Origin of the sequence: Acidianus infernus (assembly GCF_009729545.1) — an archaeon.
In the GTDB taxonomy this organism is placed as follows: Archaea; Thermoproteota; Thermoprotei_A; order Sulfolobales; family Sulfolobaceae; genus Acidianus; species Acidianus infernus.
Map to the genome: position 1 here is coordinate 1991904 of NZ_WFIY01000004.1, position 19668 is coordinate 2011571.

Consider the following 19668-nt stretch of genomic DNA (forward strand, 5'->3'; position numbering starts at 1 on the left):
AATACCTTGTCGATAGACCTCCACAGAATGCATCTCTGGAAAAAGCCGGACTGCTTAACCATGCTATTAAGCTTAGATTTCCATTATCCTTCTCACTAACTCGTTCCTCTTTTCTTTATCGCCTTCTATGATTCTCTTAATATCCTCGTTAGAAACGTATATCAACTTAAAGTTTTTAATATTGACGTTAGTTTGGTTAGTCACTATGAACTTCTTAACCGGGAGGTCATCATAGTGGTCTAGCTTTTCTAACTTCTTCACGTTTTCTATATTATTCAAAGTATCCTTATTACTCAACTTAATGTCGCCAATGTAAGCCGCGTTAGCAGTCTCAAAGTATATATCAACAATAACATGTAAATCGTCAATCCTCTTCCCTTTTGTGTGAACGAAAGTTATTCCCAGCTCGTTCTTCAGCTCAAGAAGCCCTTCCCTAATCTTATCCTCTAATTGCCTTGAAGCCTCCATTGGGTCGCCTATATCAAAAGCTTTAGTCAACTCCCTCCTTACACACTCCTCTTTTTTATATTCATCCTTACATTTATCCAAGGCGTTCTTATACGCAATCCTAGCCTTGTCGAGTAACTGGTTTACAGAAGAGGCACTAGCGACTTCTTCTATCTCTGACAATTCCTTATAATACTCCTCGCAATATGCCTTGAGTATGTCTGCCTTATCGCTGTAGTTCAATTTTAACTCTATTTGCCTCTCCGTAAGTCTTCTAACTAGAGCGCTATCATTAATCTTACTCATAACGTCAGGGGTCATTGTGACTATTATTGGTAACTTAACTTCGTTTATCAACTTGTGGAGTTCCTTTAATAGCCCTTCCTCTGCCTTCATCTCGTCTAAGAGGAGACCAACTGCGCCCAAGTTTTGAAGATCTTTCAAAAACTCTATGAGCCCATCGACGTCTTTGCTATACTTCATGCAATACAGCCTTTCCGCATAGCCGTAGGCCTCGCTCCAAGCCTCCTTTAAGCACAAGTGCCTTAACCAGTTAGGGAATTCCCTAATTCTCGCAAAGCCAGTGTAACCTATTTCCTCCTTGTGATCATAAAGTAAATTGAAAGCGTTTGTCCTTATCCTCTCATTAAGTTTGGTCATAAGTATAAAGTTCCAGGCTGAGGAGGACAGCGAGGTGCTGTTAACCAAGTCTAGGTATATAATATAAGACTCTTTTAGCTCGTCGTAGACTGCGTTTAACAAAGTAGTCTTCCCCATCCCCGGAGCTCCTACAATTGTTATTACAATATCCTTCCTCTTTAGGATTGAATCCTTAATCTCACTTAGAGCGTCCTTCCAAACCTTGCCTTCAACCTTGGGCTTATCGCCGTATTTGCTCACAGTGTATTCTTGAAACTCACACATGTTACCTTTTCCTCCTTATTATCCCATACATTACCCCGTTCTTAATGAACCCCTCCTCCCCACCTGGGATGAGCTCGTAATGTTGTAAAATGTAATCCCCAAATTTTGCCATGAACTGCTCAAGGCTCATACCTAGTTGTTTCCTTAGATTTTCAATTCTCACGTAGCCTAGAGAGTCCTTCATGAAGTCGTACGTCCTATCTAAGTCTGCAAAGCTTTTAGGCTTGCCAAAATACTCCTCCAAGACCTCCCTTAATGCTCCCTTTAAATCTTTCATGTCCTGTTTTTCGCTTTGCCTTTTAGCTAATACGTAGTATTTACCACGACCTTTCGTCTCCTTAAATTTTATGAAGCCCTCATCCTCTAATTCCTTAAAGATTTTGTCTATGCTCGCCTTAGCACTTTTCATTCCCAACTCTCGGAGTATAGCTGTCTTAGTAAACTCCTTGTTCTCGTCACCTCCAGTAACTTTAATTATTGCTCTAATTATTTCATCTTTACTCAGCATATATAATTTTTACTTTCCTCAAATTTAAACTTTAATTGTTCAGCTTTATGTTTTGTGAAGAAACAAATTAAATTATCTACCCAGCTGAAAGTCTAGTGCCCCAGACGATTTCCTGATCTCTCAGTACGGAAAGGTGATAAAATAAATGACAAACCTCGCCCCTTCTAGGGGCGGATCAGTAAGAGTAGATTGCGAATAAAACTTTTCTTATGGGACGAAAATAAGTATTAAATATCCCATCTCCACGATATTAAATACGGGAGAATATATAATTTGGAAGGATAATCTGAACTCATTATATATAACGAGTCTTACAATAAATACTCCTCATAATTAGGTATAAGCGTAGTGACCCATCAAGGTTCATGAACTAGTCGTCACAACCTATTTAACAAAACCGTGGTAAGCTACTTGCCTAGAAAAGTTAGCTTTAATTATCATAGAAACGCAAAAAGTTCACTCTATTCACGCTGAGTTTTCCTCAAGCTTTTTCACTAGTTTTTCTGCCCTTAGCTTCATGACCTCTGTGTTAAAGTTCCACCTCCCTTTCTCAAAATGTTCGTAAGGTATTGAGGAAATGAGCAAGTGGTTCTCATCTGTTGGATGAATGTAAACTTCTATCGTATCCTTTTTCTTCAAACTAGAAATAAACTTCAAGTAAGGAATTAATCGTGATGAAATGTCGCTTATGTGTGCTACGTAACTTTTGTCGTCCAGCTTGTAAACAAAATACATATTAGGTATTTTAGTTAATTCATCTAGAACTTCCTTCTCGTTAAAGATAACCTCCAGCCTAAAGTCTGGTCTATAAAGATAGACATTATAACCTTTTATTAATCCTTTACCTATTACATGAGCTTGAGTATGATAAAGTACATCTTTAAAAGAGATGCCTAGAGCGTTAGAAAGATCCTTAAGTGAAAGATCCGTTCTCTCTTGTTTTTTGCCAATAATTTTCACGTCAAGGTCGTCTGGTATGAATCCTTCAGTTAAATCGGGTAATTCAAAAGGCTCTCTACTAAAAGGTAAGAAATCTTGGAATTCGCCTCTCTCAAAATCAAAGACAGAATAATCAATAGGATAAAATTTTTCCTCCTCAACCTTGTGTATGTCGTAGTGATAAATTATTCCTTCGTCTTGTAAATAATCTAAAACATTCTCAAAATCTCTAGAAGTATAAAGGATTGATATATTAATTATAAGAGGATTCATAAGATCTCTTAGGATAAATACTGTAGTCCAATCAAATAGATTATAGAGATCATCAATTGAAACGTCGTAGTAATTAAAATAGATTGTCACATAATACTTCTTTAACCCTAAAATCTCATATCTAGCAACAGGGGAACAATCTGTAATGGTATCTATTCCTTAACCATTGGATAAGCTTCTCAGCATCTTTAATTCTAGAAATTGCGCCTATAATTCTAGGATTTAAATCTCCAAATCGCTGTAAGTAATATAACACTTCAGAAAGCTTAAGGGTCTCTTTCTGAATTAGCACAAGCCGTACTTTGTGTTATGAACTTAAAAACTTTACCTTAAGAGAAGGAAAAAATTTTAAACAAAAATTTATACACCATCAACTGAGTTGCTTCTGCCTGCGAATACTACTAGGTGGGCTAACGCTAGTGCAGTTAATGTTAAACCCGCTGCGAGAATAGCTAACCTTATTCCGAGGTTTAATTTATAGAGGTCCATCATTTTTGGTCAGGATTTGTTTCAATTACTATGAATTAAACTTTAATATGACGAACACTAATTAAGAATCTGCGTAATAGTGCGGAAATTAAGAGCCTAATTAAAAGTTTAAATATTAAAAGTAGAAGCCTCAAAAAGTTTTCAATAAAGATAATACTAATGCCTATGTATTATTGAATTCTCTATTTAAATGTGCTACTCTTAGTCCTTCTTAATTTACCAAAGTAACACATTGTCTGATGTGGAAAATAACGCTAAGCGATACATGAATAAAACGTTAATAAAAGTTTACATGTAGATTTTACACTCATGTTACATGCACAATTTATATCCAAATTAATCTATTAACTGTTCATGTATACAATGACCGTTGAAACTATTATAAGTAGCACGTCAAGAATAAAGGCTATTAAAGCAGGTCCTCCAGTATAAGGTAATGGTTTTCCTATTAACGGCGCTGGTAATACTCTAGTAAGAGTTAAGAGTAGGTAATTTATCCACCAAAATACTAGGTTAAGCACGTAAAGGAACTTAAGGTAAGCGAGCTTGAAAATCATGATCATAATTATCCCTGCAACTATTGCTATTACTGAATCTATTACAAAGAATAATCTTATTCCGTAAGGTAATAAACTAATGTTATATAAGGGAAAATGATCGTAAGCCCAGATAAAAGATAATATACCTCCTACGACTCCCAATATAATTGAATTTTGTTTTAGCATAAGCTACTCTTCTTATTCTATTTTAAAAATCTTTTCCCAAATCCAAAGTTAAATTAAATTACATAAATTGGGAAAAGATTTATATTAATTGATGAGAAGACTATCTCGATAGAAATGGATAAGAAAAAAATAGTCCTCTTGGGCCTTTCAGTAATAATCCTAATAATAGGAGGAGTTTTCTTCAGTATGGCAATAAGCCACGTAGCCAGTACAACAAGTCATTCATCAATGAGCAGTGCATCTACCATGAGCTCATCTACAACTAATAGTTCGACCTCTACAAGCTCTTCTTCATCTTCTGGCTATACGTGGGGTTAAATGAAAAAGTCAGATCTTTTTCTCTTTTCTTATTCTTTTTCATCTATAGGTGGTCCTTTAGCCTTAATTGCTCAGTTTTCTAGAGGGCTTTCTCCTCTAGGCGTTATACTATCTTCTATTCTCTTTTTCCCTACGGTCTACGTTATTTACCACGTTACTAAGGAAGTAAAAGGAGAGAAAGGCCTTTATGAATACTTATTAAATAGTCGTAAAGTCTCTACAGCTTTCCTCTATTTCTGGTTCTTTTCATATTTCCTTTATTTAAGTTACACAGTGGATTACGTAGTTTATTATATTCTACAACTTGACGGCTTTCTGGCTACAGTTACTCTTGTCTTACTTACGCTTGGCATAGACTTATTAACGCTAACCGGATCGGAATTGTGGTTTCTCGTTTTCTCCTCATTTATTCAACTGTTCCTTTCAATTCCTATAGGCCGGCAGGTCAGTTTAACTGATAGCGTTAATCTTTCGCAAATTCTACCAACTTCGGAGGCTTTTGTTTGCATAACTTTAACTCCTTTCGCCAAAACTGAAAATAGTAATGCTAAGGTTATTTTTTACGCATACGTAATTGCTGTAAGCTTAATGGCAATTTCCACGCTTTTTGCAATCCCCAAGTTTATTTATTACGCTTCATCTATTAGTGCGTTCTCCCTAATTATAGTGGAATTTTATGCAATAAAGAAGATTTTACCTAGAAAACTTCTAATAATAGTATTGCTTTTTTCGGCAATGACCCTTGTAAGTTTAATAAATCCTTATCAGTACTATTTATACACAATAGTACCGTCTTTATCCGCTCTATATGTATCTTTAGGGATATTCTTTTCATCAATTGCTTTCTCAAAGGGTGGAAACGTATTTCTGAGAGCTTCTTCAATTGTTAGCCTTGTAATTGTAGCTTACGGTTTTTATACTTCTCTGGATTTCGAGTCTTTAAGCGTTCTCATGATAGAGATTATTAGCCTGCTTTCAATTTTCGGATTAGTCTTATATAAAAATGGAAGAAAGTCTTCATAAAGTAATTATAGATAAGTTCATGTTTATATAGTTAGATAAACTTTATATTGCTTCGAGAATACCTAATCATATATCTAGGAATAATTTCACTCTTTCGCTTTTGATTAAAAATGCTGATCTAATTTAACTTCGGACTACGGTGTTATTACAAGGGCTCTTTACGCTAAACCAAATGGAGACTAAATAGACGAGATCAGGGCAAGCACTATTAAGGAATTCTTAAGATCATTTAGGAATGATGAGAATATAATTGAAATTGTAGATATTAGGGAGGTTGATAGAAGGAGAAGAAATTTTAGAATAATATTTAAAGAAACGTTTAATAATAAGATTATGGGAAATTTGAACAATTATAATGTCATTCATCTTAGGGATCTAATAAGGAATGGAAAGTCCTAGTAATTCTGCCAAAAGATGAAGTTAACGATCTCAGGAGAGAATTGGAAGGCTTGGGTAGTATTAAACGTTTTTACGAGTCTGATGTGATAGTTGTATACTAACTGTTATGGACTTGTCTAAACAGGAAAGAAGGACTATTATTGAGGCTATAACTGACTTCCTCCTGAAGGGTTCCCTCCCAAAGCGGTTCATCGTTCCCACCATCGATTCGCGATTACATTTGGTGGGCAGTCGGGTGGCTCAGAGCATTAGAAGAGTGAGGGACTTTCATTCACCTAGTCCCTTATTGCTGGTTGCTCATACTTGAGCTGGGGAGGAGCGTCATTAACGTCACTAATAGATAAACGAATAAATCTATAAGGGGGCTATCTATCCACTTCCCGCTCCCTTAACCCCCATCTCTATGATTATCCTAGAAAATTAACCTGGAAGAACTGGGCGAATACAATCCGAAGGGGATTGAGAAAACCTTATAAAAGCTCTACAAGGACGACTTGGAACTGCAGGGGTAGACCCTAAGAAGGTGACGCACTGCGTAATAAAGGACGAGGAGGGGATAAAGGTAGGGAGTTTGAATTTACGAAGACAGACGACTACGTGTTCGAGATAGAGGACTTTGCAGACGAGAGCGCTTATGATCAAATAATAGTTGTTCTCAGCCAAGTACAAGAAGGTATTCCTCGTAGCTAACTTTGTGAACGAAAAGGTAAAGAAGATGTTGGAAGAGGCAGAAATTTTCTCATAATGAACAAGAAATTTCTTATGCTATGTACTCTGTACTTATGATTTCGTTAAATTTTTGCCTATCACTAACATCCTGCTTTCGACGTAAGCTATCTTCTTTAATAGTTTAGCGAAGTTTCCCTCTACATAGTTTTCTCCAAAGTCTCCAAAGTACTCGTCCCTTATCCTCAGTATTGTCGCGTACCTTTGTGGTTTAAATTCCTCTTCCTCTCCTAAAGCATTTCTCATAGCAATCCTCCCAGCGCTCACTGCTACATCAGCAGACATGGGTATTTCTGAATCAGCAAAAGTCGCACAATCCCCTGCGCCGTATACGTCTTTATAATCCACTGACCTTAAGAATTTGTCAACCAACATCCTGTGGTTCCTATTTTTATGAATAGAATTTATTATATCAGGACCTTTAAGACCACCTGCAAATATTGTTAATTCAGACTTTACTTCACCGTGAGTTGTTATCACTTTATCCTTCTGAACTTCCAACGCCTCAACTCCTAGAAGGAGGTTTACTCCCAGTTCAGTAAGTAGTTTCTCAGCTTTTTTTGCTGAGGCAGTAGTCATTGTGGGAAGTAGCCTATTCCTTCTCTGAATTAGCGTTATATTCTTTCCAATTATGTTTCCAGCCAGCTCTACGCCGGTAGCGCCTCCGCCTATAATTACTACGTCTTTAACTTCTGATAACCTCTTTTTCAATAATAAGGCATCATCTAGAGTTTCTAATTTGTGAGCAAACTCCTTTGCACCTTTTAACCTTGGTAAATTTTGGTGATGACCTAGTGCTAAAATTAGTTTGTCGTAAGCTATGGTGTGATTGCCAAGAAATACTTTCTTTTCTTTGAAATCTATTTTATTTAGCTCTCCAACTATTACATGATTATATTTTACAGTAATGTTATTATTTAATCCACAAATAAAATCTATAAGCCAAGGAGTTAAAAGAAAATAATCTTTCTTATCTATTAACACTGCCCTTTCTTCTCCCTTTTCCTTATAAGCCGAAAGCCCTGCAAATCCTCCGCCTATAATTACTATTGTCATACACTATTTTCTGTAAACTTCTTTATATTCGTGAATTATAAAAATCCTTAAAAAATATGAATTTACATTGACTTTAATATTTCCTCATCCTTAACTCTAGATGTAGGCTTCCAACCGCTTACGTAAGCTATTGCTGTCCCTAAGCCAGTAATTATTAAATTTAAGGCTAAAGCAACTAACGCAATGTAAATTGAGCCTATTGGAGTTGGCATGAAAACGCTACCGTAATGATAATATAATCCGACTCCAGAGGAAACTCCAACTATCATACCTGCTAACAATGACCATTTCTCCAGTTTATGAGTGTAAAGACCTAAGAAAATAGGTGGCATAGCTTGTGTAACTATTATTCCTCCTAAAAGCTGTAATGTTATTGCATAACCTGGAACCGCGAAAACAAAACCTAAGGCTGCAAATTTAAACACCGCTGACATCCATTTTGCTAAAGTAGATTCTCCCTTCATTGACAATGGTTTAAATTCTCCTATTATATTCCTTACGAACAGATTTGATATAGCAATAGCCATTATTGCTGCTGGGACTAAGCCTCCGATAAATACCCCTACTAAAGCAATGCCTATAAACCAGTTGGGCATAGTATAGGCTATCACTGCAGGAACTACTAAGTCTGCAGCTGCAGATTTGCCTATAATAGGACTTAAGTCTTTTATTGCAGATAAAGCACTAGGTATTCCGTAAATTAAGATCCCAAATAAAGCTAAAAATACTAACCCTATGCCGTAAATTGGTAAGAGTGAAGTACTTAACTTTAGTTGCTTTTTACTTACTGAACTTAAAGATCCGTTTATTGCGTGAGGATATAAATATAACGCTATAGCACTACCTAACGCTAGGGAGAAGTAACCCATTATTAATTTAGGAGGTAAGGTTTCGTATATTGCAGCTTTGGTGGAAGGTATTGAAGAGAACGCTACGTGGAATCCGCCAATTGCAATAGGTATTGCTATTATAGATACAATGACTGTAAACCATATTAAAGCGTCCTTAAAGACTCCTGTAAGTGTGGCCCCTCTAAGTCCACTGGTATAAGTGAAAGCTGCCAGTATTACGAAAGCTATTATAAGCGATATCTCATTAATTAAAGTTATTGATCCATTAATTCCAAGACCTACAATAAGCATGGTTAAGACTGCTTTCATACCTACTATTTGTAATGCTATGTAAGGCAATTCTGCAACTATTCCTATCAAAGCCACTGCCAAAGCTAAATATCTGCTATTAAACCTATCCTTTACGAAATCTGCAGCAGTTATGTAACCTTTATTCCTTGAAACTGTCCAAAGTCTTGGCATTGTAAGCATGGCTATAGCGAAAGTCCAGGCTACGTAAGGTACAGCGAAAAAGTACAGTGAACCTACTCCGAATAACGCAGCGGGTACTGCTATGAAAGTATATGCTGTGTATAAATCAGCCCCCATGAGGAACCAAACTAGGAAAACTCCTAACCTTCTTCCCGCTAATCCCCATTCGTAAAGCTTAGATAAATCTCCTTTCCTCCAACTAGCACCGTAAAAGCCTAGAAACACGAAAAATGCAAATAATATTAAAAACACTGCTAAAGTAATGATATCAACGTTAGTTTGAGGGATAATCATTCTACTCCTCCTCCTTGAAAACGTATGCTACAATAAAAAACATTAAACTACTAACTGCGAGCATTATAGTTTGATACCAGTAAAAGAACGGTACTCCAAATAAACAAGGACTAACTCTATTAAAGACAGGAAATATTGAATATAAAATTACGTCAACTATTAGAGCTATGAAAATTGCAACATAAAATTTAGATGTCATAGGGAAACTATTGGATTACGTTTAATTAAGTTTAGTTTATAATTTTCACTGTTATAGATTTAAATGAAATAAATGAAATTTAAAAAACCTTTGTAAAGTATGAACTATTTCATCAATTTCTTTATCTTCTCCCACATGGAATCAACATAGTTTTCCAATGCTTTATACTCCTCTTCCGTAATGCGTTTAAACCTACCTTGAATTTGAAGGAAATCTTTCAACGGTCTTCTTGTGGATCTATCCAGGCAATGAAGAGACTCTGGGCTAACAGTTAACTTGCCATTATCGTATTCTATTAAAGGCCAGTAACAAGTTTGAACTGCTAATTTTCCTACTTCTACGGTCTTTGAAGGATCGAACATCCAACCGTAAGGATCAGGAGTTAAAACTTGAACGTATTTAAAGCCGAAGATCTGCTTAGCCTTTCTTAACTTGTTTACAAAATCGTGAGGATAACCTACTGAGGCTGTAGCTAAGTAAGGTATATTATGATCCATCATTATGAACATAATCTCCTTTTTGTTCTCCTTCTTTCCTTCTGGCGTAGTTGAAGTGTATGCGCCAAAAGGAGTTGAACCACTTCTCTGACCTCCAGAATTCATGTATGCCTCATTATCAACGCAAATATAAATAAAGTTCTCGTTTCTCTCTGCAGCACCGCTTAGAGAAGCAAAGCCTATATCAGCTGTTCCTCCATCTCCAGCCCAAACTACTACGGTAGTGTTTTTATTCCTTTGTCTATAAGCCCTCCACATTCCAGAGGCGGCTGGCGGCCCTGCTGCAAACGCTATGTTAAGTACCGGAAAGTTGTAGGAATTCTTCGGAGCTAAACCTTGAATTACTGATGAACAGCCGGCTATTACTATTAAAGCAACGTCATTACCTAAAGCCATTCCCACCATTCTCATTGCCATATTTTCTGGGCATCCTGGACATGCGGAAGTTCCTGATAATAGTGAGTTACTCTTCAACATATCTCGGAGACTTAAGCTCAATTTTCTCACCTCCTTTAGGATAATACCAAGTTATACCTTTAGCATTACCTTGCTTTGCCCTTTCCACAAATCTTGAAATTATCTCCTTAAAATCACCTTTATTCAGTAAAACTCCGCCTAAGCCTGAAATTACACCGCACATTTGCTCGTGATGTAACGTTGATTTCAATTCTAAATATAATGGGCCTCCTCTGCCCATGGAAGTTGCCCTATCAATTACTAGTATCGCCTTCTTATCCTTTAATGCTAAAGTAATTTCTTCCTCACTCCAAGGTCTTATATACCTTATCCTATATAATCCGACACTTAAGCCTTGCTTTCTTAACTCGTCTATCGCCTCCATTGCGTCTCCTGCCCACGCACCCATTAATACTACAGCATAATCTGCATCGTCCAACTTGTACTTAACATTAAGCGTCGAATAATTGTTTATTCCAGTAATCTTCTGATATTCTATCCCAACTTTTCTAATAACTTCTTCTGAGTGAAGTATTGCTTCGTGAATTGAGTGCCTAAGTTTCATGTACTCTATTGGTGGAAAAATGTTACCCATTCCTACTGGACTTTCTGAATCTAAGACAAATGGCTGTTTCCTAGAAGGTAAGAATAAATCTACATCATCCTGCGAAGGAATGTTAACGTTAGTTTTCATGTGAGATAATATAAATCCATCCATTCCAACCATCATTGGTAAATAAACTCTCTCATCTTCCGAAATTCTAAAAGCTTGTAAGGTTAAATCCAGGGCTTCCTGAGGATTGCTAGCAAAGGCCATTAGCCATCCGCTGTCCCTTTCACTCATAAAGTCAGTGTTCTCGTCCCATATATTCCACGGTGCTCCAACTGCCCTGGTAGCTACTACCATCACTACCGGAACCCTACTTCCTGCAACCCACCACGTCATTTCGTGCATGTAAAGCAATCCTTGTGAAGACGTTGCTGTAAAAGCCCTAACTCCCGCAATTGCAGCTCCAAAAGTTGAAGCCATTGCAGCATGTTCGCTCTCAACTCTTATGATTTCCGCATCTAATTCTCCATTAGCCTTCATTTCTGCTAATTTCTCTATGATTGAAGTCTGAGGAGTTATAGGATAAATTCCAACTACTCCAACTCTAGCTAATTTAACTGCCAACGCTACAGCTTCGTTTCCAGAAATAATCTTCATTGTTCCATCACCATGCTTATTGCTTTTACTGGACAAACTGAAGCACAAACTCCACATCCTTTGCAGTATTCGTAATCAATATAAACTTCGTTATCGATGTGGATTGTGGACTCTGGACACCACAGATAACAAGCTTTGCATTGGATGCACTTTTCCTTTGAGATTACAGGCTTTACTACTCTCCAATTCCCAGTCTTCCCTCCTGCTCCCTTGTCTGGAATCGATATCGGGAAATATTGGTAGTCATACTGCAATTTCATACGCCTCCGAGATTATCTTATAAGCAATTTCAGCCCCTCTTTTATTTAGGTCTGCCACTTTCCCTTCAAATTCTTCATCTATTGCCTTGTTTAGAGAATCTAAAGACAAATTGATTATTCTAACTAACGCCCCAAGTATGATTACGTTAACCATTGGCCAACCGGACTTTATTAATCCTATTTCTCTAGCTATTTTATAGGCGTCAATAACGTATGTAGTAAACGGAATGTTTACACTCTTTGCGTTTATCAACACTTTTCCGTCCTTTTTAAGCCCCCTTAACGGATTAGATATGTTAAGTAATGTAGGATCTATGATAACCACAATGTCTGGGTTTTCGATTGGAGAAGTAAGCCTAATTGGCTGATTAGAAATCCTACAATATGCCTCTATTTCTGCACCCCTTCTCTCAGCTCCGTAGATTGGGAACGCCGAAGACCATAATCCTTGCTTTCCTGCAGCAACTGCCAAAAGCTCAGCTGAAGTAACAACTCCTTGTCCCCCTCTTCCGTGAAAACGTATCTCAAGCGATACTCTCACCAATTTTAATGTTTGTTATTTAACTTAATAAACGTTTATAATAAAAACTTCAATAATTAGGAATTCCATAATATATAACCTTTTTGAAGAACTCACGCCTATAATTAACTTCTGAATAAACTGCTATAGCACTGGCTACTATAGATAAAGGAGAAAATAATAAAGATGCCGTAAAGATAGCAACATAGGGTACATTGTATGCTATCCTTTCATGTGTGTTAAATTTCTTTGACTTTTCATGTGCAGTAATGATCTCTAAAACGCCAACAAACGCTCCTATTATGATAAAAACTATGTAATGAGTAAAGAAGTAAGCTAGAGGAAGTACTATAGTTAATCCAGAGCCTATAAAAGAAACTGGCGTATCGACGTTATACCAAGAAGGTCTACTTTTTAGCATGTAAATAAGTATTGAGGACGCGACGCCAATTGTTAAGGAAACTTCTGCAAGGTAATACATTGGAGAGTAAATCAAAGTAAGTGTGAAGAAAAGTACTGAAAGAAGAGAAAATATTACCTCCCTGCTTAGCCAAGAATTCTTCAAGCCGTAAATCATGTTTATTGACCTTGAGAAGAACTTGGAATGATTAATTGATAATAATAAAGTTACGAGAAGGATGGCTATTGATATGGGTAAGTAGAAAGGCAACTTTAGTAATGAATAGAAGAGAGAAACTTGACTACCTATCGTGAAGGATAGTAAACCTAAGTAATTCTTCTCCCCCTTTTCTTTAGTATATTCTCCTTTTATCTTGCCTTCTTTAGGGGGTATAACCTTAAAATTTGGTTTCGTTATTTCAAATGGAGGTAAGTAATTAACTTCGTTTCCTCCCTCGATCCAACCAAAAGCTAAGGCCCCAGTCGGACAAACTTCAACACAATAAGGCAATCCTTTACCTAATCTATTCATGCATAGGTCGCATTTAGTCATGGAATCGTTACCCATTTCTAACGCCTCATAAGGGCAAGCCCAAGTACAATAGTTACACCCTATGCACCTTTCTTTAATTATATGAACTATTCCGTTATCCTCCTTTCTTATTGCTTGAGTAGGGCATACTTTCATGCATTTAGGATCCCTGCAGTGATTACAAGCAATAGACAATGCTGTCTTATAACCGTCTATTTGAAATATCGGTAATTTTCTCCAATGATAACCGTAAGCTTGAGTACAAGCGTTAACGCAAGCATTACATATAATACACTTGTTATGGTCAAAAATGAAACCCAACTGTCTCTCCATAAGGTAAAATTAGTAATGATAGATATTAAACTTTATTATATAAAGAAATAATAGAATGATATGGAAACGAATTTTTATAGACAAGCATTGATTAGAAATTTTTTATCAATAGTAGCACTTTCTGATGATGTAAAGGCACAAGTTAAAGTTCAATTATCCGTAGATAAAAATATGGAAAGAATATGCGGTTTATCAAGGGAAGAGTTAACAAAGTATTTAGAGGAAGTAGAATTTATTATAGGCAAGATAGATCGGAAGGAGGAAATAATTAACGCTATACTAGACGAATGCAATTCATTTAATGGTTAATCTTTTCCATAACTCCTTGGATAAATTCTGGGGTTATAGGTATTTCTATATAATCCAAGTTGATGTTAAAATAATCCTCTATTGCATTAACTATTGCAGCCATCGGAACAGTAGCTCCTCCTTCTGCAACTCCTTTTGTCCCTAGAGGAGTTAAAGGTGAAGGAGTAATAGTATGAATAATTTTTAGCTTTGGAACCTCCAACGTTGATGGTATTAAATAATCTGAAAAGTTAATTTGTAGAGGATTTCCATTCTCATCGTATTTTACTACTTCCATTAACGATGCTCCAAAGCCCATTACAGTTCCCCCCATTATTTGACCGTCGACGATCATTGGATTTATCATATTACCGCAATCGCTTAAAATTACGTAATCTAAAATTTTCACTTCACCCGTTTCCTCAACCTTAATCCTTACGGCATGAGCATTAATTCCATAAGTTGACGAGAAGTTAACCCTCCTTTTTTCGTCGGCAACGTTTAAATTAGGAGATTTAAGGACAAAAGAAGCATCAAGTCCTATATCTCCCTCTAGAATTGCCCTATTATATATGATGTTGGCAATTTCTCCTATTTTATATTGTTTACCATTAACTTTTACTATCCCTTTTTCTACACTAACTTGATCCTTCTCTACGTTGAACGCTTTGGCAGTCAATTCCTTTATTTTTTCTTTTAACTTCTGTAAGGCTCCGTAAACCGCAGAGATTGTAACTACAGAGAACCTACTACCGTAAAATCCGGTGCCTGGAGGACCGTCGGTATCTCCCATTACTACCCTTACGTTTTCTGGAGGTATTCCTAGAACTTCAGATACTACTTGTACTATCGAAGTCTCATGACCAGTACCCATTGAATTAGAACTTACTATTACAGTTACTTCTCCACCGCTGTCCATCTTAACATATGCTCCTTCATAATATGGAGTCCTACTTTTACCCACTAGCGTTTGAAAAGCTAAAGAAGATCCGGGCTCTAGCGCAAAGGCTATTCCTAATCCTTTACCTTCTCGTTTAATCTCTCTCATAAGGATACTTAAACTCTTAACGTAATCTCCGCTATCATAAATAGCTCCAGTTATTGTAGTGAAAGGAGTTGATTTTATGAAATTTTTGTACCTAATTTCATCTTGCCCAATGCCCAATTTTCTCGCCACTGAGCTCACTAAATTTTCTAGGACTAAAACCGCCGGAGGAATTCCTAGACCCCTATATGGTCCGGTTGGTGGTTTATTTGTAAGTACACCTTTAATTTTGAACCTTAAGAATTTCATATCATATGCCCCAGTCAAGTGGTAAATTTGCCTCAATATAGGTAAAGGTTGATACATGTGAAGATATGCCCCAAAATCCTCTATCTGAAAAACGTCCATTCCTAATAACTTATCTCCTTTGTAAAGTATCCTAGCTTTGTAAATTCTATCTGGACCTTGTACAGACATTATGTTTTCAGTTCTAGTCTCTATGTACTTTACGGGCCTTTTGCTAACTATTGATGCAAGAGAAGCTAAAACTAAGGGTTTTAAAAATATTTTACCTCCAAAACCTCCTCCACTGTCTGGAACTATTATTCTAATTTTGCTCCTAGGTATGTTGAACACTATACTTAACGCAGTTCTAAACACTTGCGGAACTTGAGTATTTGCATAGACTGTTAAAGAATTTTCTGCATATGAATAATCTGCAATAACTCCGTTAGGCTCTATAGGTGAAGGGCAAATTCTATTAATTCTAAAAGTTTTTTCTAAATATTCGTAATCATTAGGTTCTTCTCCGTAAACAAAAGTATCATCATAAGCTATATTAGTCCCGAAGTCCTCATGTACTAGTTCCTTATCTTCCATTGCCTTTAATGGGTCAACTATAGGTGATAAAGGTTCGTATTCAACGTAAGTCTCCTCAATGAGATCTTCAATTTCATACCTATCTTTAGCAACAACCAAGGCCAACGGCTCTCCGACATATTTAGCTTCCTTATAAGCTAATGGATATTCCTTTGGAGCTTTAGGTGCGAAAAAATTAGGTAAAGGATTAGTTATTTCCATCACATCTTCTTGCGTTATTACTTTGTCTGAGCTTTTCACGTAAAATTTTGCCCTAGCATACTGCGATCTAATAACGCCTAAATAAAGCATTCCCGGTAGTTGAATATCGTCAACGAATCTGCCCTTGCCTGTTAAAAACCTAGGATCTTCGACTCTCCTCAAATTTCTACACCTAATTTTTTCCTTATTAAGAACTTTGCGGCAGAAAGCCTTTGAATATCGTTAGTGCCTTCATAGGTCTTCAATATTTGTAAGTCTCTAAGCATTCTCTCCAAACCAGTTGCCTCAGCCACTCCGTAACCGCCGAAAACCCTCATAGCCCTTAAAACTACCCTCTCTGCAGCTTCGGTGGAAAAGAACTTCGCAATTGACGCCACAATAACGTAGTCATTACCTTCTTTTAAATTACCTGCCCAATAAGTTAAGAGTCTTGAAGCGTATAAATCTGCAAGGGATTCTGAAATGTGCTGTTGTACATTTTGAAATGAAGCTATCTTCTCTCCAAAGGAGGTTCTTTGAACGGAATATTCTATCATCTTTTCTAAAGCGGCTTGGGCTATTCCAACTGCCTGTGCAGAGACTATTGTCCTAGCGTAATCGAAGGATGCAACAGCGTATTTGAATCCCATGCCATCTTCTCCTAATAAGTTTTCTTCAGGAACTTTAGCTTCATTAAAAGATATTTCAGCAGTATGAGAGGCTTTTAATCCTGTAGTTTCTATTCTTCCTTCTATTTTGACGTTATCCTTATCTACAATAAACATTGAAATTCCTTTCCACCTCGGATTTCCTGCATAAGTCCTTGCAGTAACGAGGTAATAATCTGCAATGTCTCCGTTAGTTATGAAAATTTTCTTCCCGTTAATCACGTAATGATCGTTGACCTTCTTAGCAGTAGTCTGTATTCCGGCAACGTCAGTTCCTGCGTTTGGCTCCGTATTCGCAAATGCAGCAATTTTTTCTCCCTTTGCTACTTCTGTTACGTACTTCCTTTTCTGTTCCTCGTTTCCGAAGGTTAATATAGCGTGAGTGAACATCCAATTAATTAAGAAAAACGTTGCAAACGATGGCCAGACTCTACTCATTTCCTCAGAGGCTATTAAATTATATAAATAATCGCCTCCTTGTCCTCCATACTCTACCGGTACATCAAGGCCGTAAAGGCCTATTTCCTTAGCCTTATCTTTTAAATCCCTCGGAATATCTTTTTCCTTTTCTCCTTTCTCAACCAAGGGTAAAACATCCCTTTCACAGAATTCCCTTACCGCTTTTCTAAACAACTCGTGGTCTTGCGTTATATTAACCTTAAATTCTTCAATGCTATTAAATGGAAACACCATATGTTAATCTTGCAACTCGGTTATTTAAGTTTGTTAAAATAACTACTCTTTTTTAGTTATTTATAATATAAACCTTATATTTACTAAATAACAGATTGAACCTCTTCTTTAATATCAATGGTTATAACTTTAGTTAGTAAATTTTGATTTCCAAGATTATATTTATTTATTTCCTTAAATGTTTAGCTAACTTACTAATTTTTAAAGACAAATTGTATAATTTAAAGTTGTTTCCTAACTAAAGTTTTTAGATATGCGCGAGAAAAGTATATTATGGTATTTGAACCAGATAAGGAATTGATTGAAAACAGCAACGTTTATAGGTTCATGACTGAAAAGAATCTTTCAACACTAGAAGAGTTTATAAAATATACTAATGAGAATCCAAAGTTCTGGGAAGAGTTTGTCGATTTTATCAATCTGAGATTTTATAAACGGCACGAGAGGATTTTAGACCTTTCTAATGGTAAGCAATGGCCCAAATGGTTTGTAGGAGGGAAGTTGAACATAGGAGATCAAATACCAGAAAGTTCTGAAGTATTCATAAAATGGATGGATGAGAATCTTAATTCAAGAGAAGTTACTTACAATCAAGTTCTTTATGAGGCAAAGGCTGTATCTAGTTGGTTGAAAAAGATTGGCCTAAAGAAAGGCGATAGAGTGGCAATATATATGCCTATGATCCCTGAAATAATTTCAGTAATGCTAGGAGTTATAAGGGCAGGTATGGTAATAGTTCCATTATTCTCGGGCTTCGGGCCAGAGCCAATAAGGATCAGGGTAGAGGATAGCGAAGCAAAGGTAATATTCACTGTAGATAAAAGCATTAGAAAAGGAAAGGAATTAAACATGATTAACAACTTGGAAGGGCTTAATATAAGCAAAGTGGTATTAAATAGATCGGGGACTAAAGGGGATTTTTACGATTTCGAGGAAGTTATTAGGACTGCTGGTGACGGATTGGAGTACACAGAGTCTGAGGATCCAATGATGATCATATATACTTCTGGAACTACCGGTAAACCGAAAGGTTGCGTGCATACACACGACGGTTTTCCCATAAAGGCTTCAGCGGACATATATTTTCAATTTGATATGAAGAAAGGAGAAACTCTTATGTGGATTTCGGATATGGGATGGATGATGGGGCCGTGGACTGTTTTCGGATCTTTACTGTTAAAAGGAAAAATTGGCATAATTGAAGGTTATACTGACGGAAAGGTAATTTCGAAATTTATGGAAGATATGAAAGTTGATATCTTTGGGCTTTCCGCCAGTTTAGTCAGACTATTAAGGAGTGAAGAAGACAACATTAAGTTAGACGTTAGATTGACGGGAAACACTGGAGAACCTATAGACCCAGAAAGTTGGTATTGGCTATTTCATCACTCCGGAAATAAGCCTGTCATAAACTATTCAGGGGGAACGGAAATTTCTGGAGGCATCTTAGGCAATTATGTAATAAAGAAAATAAAGCCTTCATCATTTAACGGTGAGGCTCCAGGGATTAAAGCTTCAGTATTTACTGAAGATGGAAAAGAAGCTCCTCCTAATACTGAAGGAGAGCTAGTCGTGCTAAGTGTATGGCCTGGAATGACTAGAGGTTTCTGGAGAAATCCTGAAAGATATTTGGAAACTTATTGGTCAAAATGGGAGAACGTTTGGGTTCACGGTGACTTGGCTTATAAAGACAACGAAGGCTATTTTTATATTGTAGGCAGAAGTGACGATACAATAAAAGTTTCTGGCAAGAGAATAGGTCCTGCAGAAATAGAGAGCGTCATAAATTCTCACCCAGAAGTAATAGAATCTGCTTGCATAGGAGTTCCAGATCCAATAAAAGGGGAGAAAATCGTATGCCTCGCAGTTACAAGAAAGAAAGACGTAAGTGAGAAAGAACTACTTAGATATGCAGAGGAAAAGTTAGGAAAAGCATTATCTCCATCTGAGGTGAAAGTTGTAGAAGAATTGCCAAAAACTAGGAACGCTAAAATTATGCGTAGATTAATAAAAGCTATCTACCTAAATAAACCGCTAGGAGATATTTCGTCTCTAGAAAACCCTTCATCTCTTGAAGCCATCAAGAAAGTAATTAAAAAAGAAGAAGATATGCAAAAAGAGAATTAAAT

20 protein-coding genes and 1 pseudogene are annotated in these 19668 nt (G+C 36.6%); 5 read left to right on the plus strand and 16 right to left on the minus strand.

Annotated elements, in window-relative coordinates; translation table 11 throughout:
* Window positions 1-72: 72 nt before the first annotated feature.
* The 6 genes from D1867_RS11215 to D1867_RS11230 form a co-directional block, all read right to left on the minus strand.
* The gene (locus D1867_RS11215; protein ID WP_155864209.1) at window positions 73-1371 is read right to left on the minus strand and encodes a P-loop NTPase family protein; all 1299 of its coding nucleotides are present in this window, start codon (window positions 1369-1371) and stop codon (window positions 73-75) included.
* 1 nt (window position 1372) lies between these two features.
* Window positions 1373-1879, minus strand: coding sequence for a hypothetical protein (locus tag D1867_RS12520; RefSeq protein WP_240872248.1), 507 nt, complete (start codon window positions 1877-1879; stop codon window positions 1373-1375).
* A 465-nt stretch (window positions 1880-2344) separates the two neighbouring features.
* The gene (locus D1867_RS11225) at window positions 2345-3181 is read right to left on the minus strand and encodes an AsnC family protein (protein WP_240872251.1); all 837 of its coding nucleotides are present in this window, start codon (window positions 3179-3181) and stop codon (window positions 2345-2347) included.
* Between the two features lie 31 nt (window positions 3182-3212).
* Window positions 3213-3383 carry a hypothetical protein gene (locus D1867_RS12525; RefSeq protein ID WP_240872254.1) on the minus strand — a complete coding sequence of 57 codons (171 nt, stop codon included), beginning with the start codon at window positions 3381-3383 and terminating at the stop codon, window positions 3213-3215.
* 68 nt (window positions 3384-3451) lie between these two features.
* Window positions 3452-3583 (minus strand): hypothetical protein, encoded by a 132-nt coding sequence (locus tag D1867_RS12650; RefSeq protein ID WP_276608439.1) that lies wholly within the window; start codon window positions 3581-3583, stop codon window positions 3452-3454.
* A 341-nt stretch (window positions 3584-3924) separates the two neighbouring features.
* The gene (locus tag D1867_RS11230) at window positions 3925-4305 is read right to left on the minus strand and encodes a hypothetical protein (RefSeq protein ID WP_155864210.1); all 381 of its coding nucleotides are present in this window, start codon (window positions 4303-4305) and stop codon (window positions 3925-3927) included.
* A gap of 114 nt (window positions 4306-4419) precedes the next feature.
* On the opposite strand from D1867_RS11230, the gene D1867_RS11235 reads away from it, so the two are divergent.
* From D1867_RS11235 to D1867_RS12715, 3 genes and pseudogenes are all read left to right on the plus strand, one after another.
* Window positions 4420-4623 (plus strand): sulfocyanin, encoded by a 204-nt coding sequence (locus D1867_RS11235; RefSeq protein WP_155864211.1) that lies wholly within the window; start codon window positions 4420-4422, stop codon window positions 4621-4623.
* Window positions 4624-5646 (plus strand): hypothetical protein, encoded by a 1023-nt coding sequence (locus tag D1867_RS11240; RefSeq protein ID WP_155864212.1) that lies wholly within the window; start codon window positions 4624-4626, stop codon window positions 5644-5646.
* A gap of 851 nt (window positions 5647-6497) precedes the next feature.
* Window positions 6498-6790: pseudogene (locus D1867_RS12715) on the plus strand (hypothetical protein); the annotation flags it as partial.
* Window positions 6791-6825: 35 nt separating this feature from the next.
* Here the strand turns inward: D1867_RS12715 and D1867_RS11245 are convergent.
* The 8 genes from D1867_RS11245 to D1867_RS11280 all read right to left on the minus strand — a co-directional run bounded on the left by D1867_RS11245 (window position 6826) and on the right by D1867_RS11280 (window position 13846).
* The gene (locus D1867_RS11245; protein WP_155864213.1) at window positions 6826-7827 is read right to left on the minus strand and encodes an NAD(P)/FAD-dependent oxidoreductase; all 1002 of its coding nucleotides are present in this window, start codon (window positions 7825-7827) and stop codon (window positions 6826-6828) included.
* A 62-nt stretch (window positions 7828-7889) separates the two neighbouring features.
* The gene (locus tag D1867_RS11250; protein ID WP_155864214.1) at window positions 7890-9443 is read right to left on the minus strand and encodes a sodium:solute symporter family protein; all 1554 of its coding nucleotides are present in this window, start codon (window positions 9441-9443) and stop codon (window positions 7890-7892) included.
* Window position 9444: 1 nt separating this feature from the next.
* Complete coding sequence (locus tag D1867_RS11255; protein ID WP_155864215.1) at window positions 9445-9642, minus strand: DUF3311 domain-containing protein; 198 nt, start codon at window positions 9640-9642, stop codon at window positions 9445-9447.
* Window positions 9643-9746: 104 nt separating this feature from the next.
* Complete coding sequence (gene porB / locus D1867_RS11260) at window positions 9747-10637, minus strand: pyruvate synthase subunit PorB (RefSeq protein WP_155864216.1); 891 nt, start codon at window positions 10635-10637, stop codon at window positions 9747-9749.
* Window positions 10603-11802 carry a transketolase C-terminal domain-containing protein gene (locus tag D1867_RS11265; protein ID WP_155864217.1) on the minus strand — a complete coding sequence of 400 codons (1200 nt, stop codon included), beginning with the start codon at window positions 11800-11802 and terminating at the stop codon, window positions 10603-10605. Before D1867_RS11265 ends, porB begins: the two co-directional genes overlap by 35 nt.
* Window positions 11799-12062 carry a 4Fe-4S binding protein gene (locus D1867_RS11270; RefSeq protein ID WP_155864218.1) on the minus strand — a complete coding sequence of 88 codons (264 nt, stop codon included), beginning with the start codon at window positions 12060-12062 and terminating at the stop codon, window positions 11799-11801. Before D1867_RS11270 ends, D1867_RS11265 begins: the two co-directional genes overlap by 4 nt.
* The gene (locus D1867_RS11275; RefSeq protein ID WP_338078133.1) at window positions 12046-12603 is read right to left on the minus strand and encodes a 2-oxoacid:acceptor oxidoreductase family protein; all 558 of its coding nucleotides are present in this window, start codon (window positions 12601-12603) and stop codon (window positions 12046-12048) included. Before D1867_RS11275 ends, D1867_RS11270 begins: the two co-directional genes overlap by 17 nt.
* Before the next feature lie 49 nt (window positions 12604-12652).
* Entirely contained in the window at window positions 12653-13846 is a 1194-nt protein-coding gene (locus tag D1867_RS11280; RefSeq protein WP_155864220.1) for a 4Fe-4S dicluster domain-containing protein, read from the minus strand.
* Between the two features lie 60 nt (window positions 13847-13906).
* On the opposite strand from D1867_RS11280, the gene D1867_RS11285 reads away from it, so the two are divergent.
* The gene (locus tag D1867_RS11285) at window positions 13907-14155 is read left to right on the plus strand and encodes a hypothetical protein (protein WP_155864221.1); all 249 of its coding nucleotides are present in this window, start codon (window positions 13907-13909) and stop codon (window positions 14153-14155) included.
* On the opposite strand, the gene D1867_RS11290 is transcribed toward D1867_RS11285, so the two are convergent.
* Entirely contained in the window at window positions 14145-16361 is a 2217-nt protein-coding gene (locus D1867_RS11290) for a xanthine dehydrogenase family protein molybdopterin-binding subunit (protein ID WP_276608440.1), read from the minus strand. The genes D1867_RS11285 and D1867_RS11290 overlap by 11 nt on opposite strands.
* Window positions 16358-17539 (minus strand): acyl-CoA dehydrogenase family protein, encoded by a 1182-nt coding sequence (locus D1867_RS11295; RefSeq protein ID WP_155864222.1) that lies wholly within the window; start codon window positions 17537-17539, stop codon window positions 16358-16360. Before D1867_RS11295 ends, D1867_RS11290 begins: the two co-directional genes overlap by 4 nt.
* Before the next feature lie 273 nt (window positions 17540-17812).
* Between D1867_RS11295 and D1867_RS11300 the strand changes: the two genes are divergently transcribed.
* Window positions 17813-19666: an AMP-binding protein gene (locus D1867_RS11300; protein WP_155864223.1), complete on the plus strand. Its 1854-nt coding sequence runs from the start codon at window positions 17813-17815 to the stop codon at window positions 19664-19666.
* The last annotated feature ends 2 nt before the right edge of the window (window positions 19667-19668 follow it).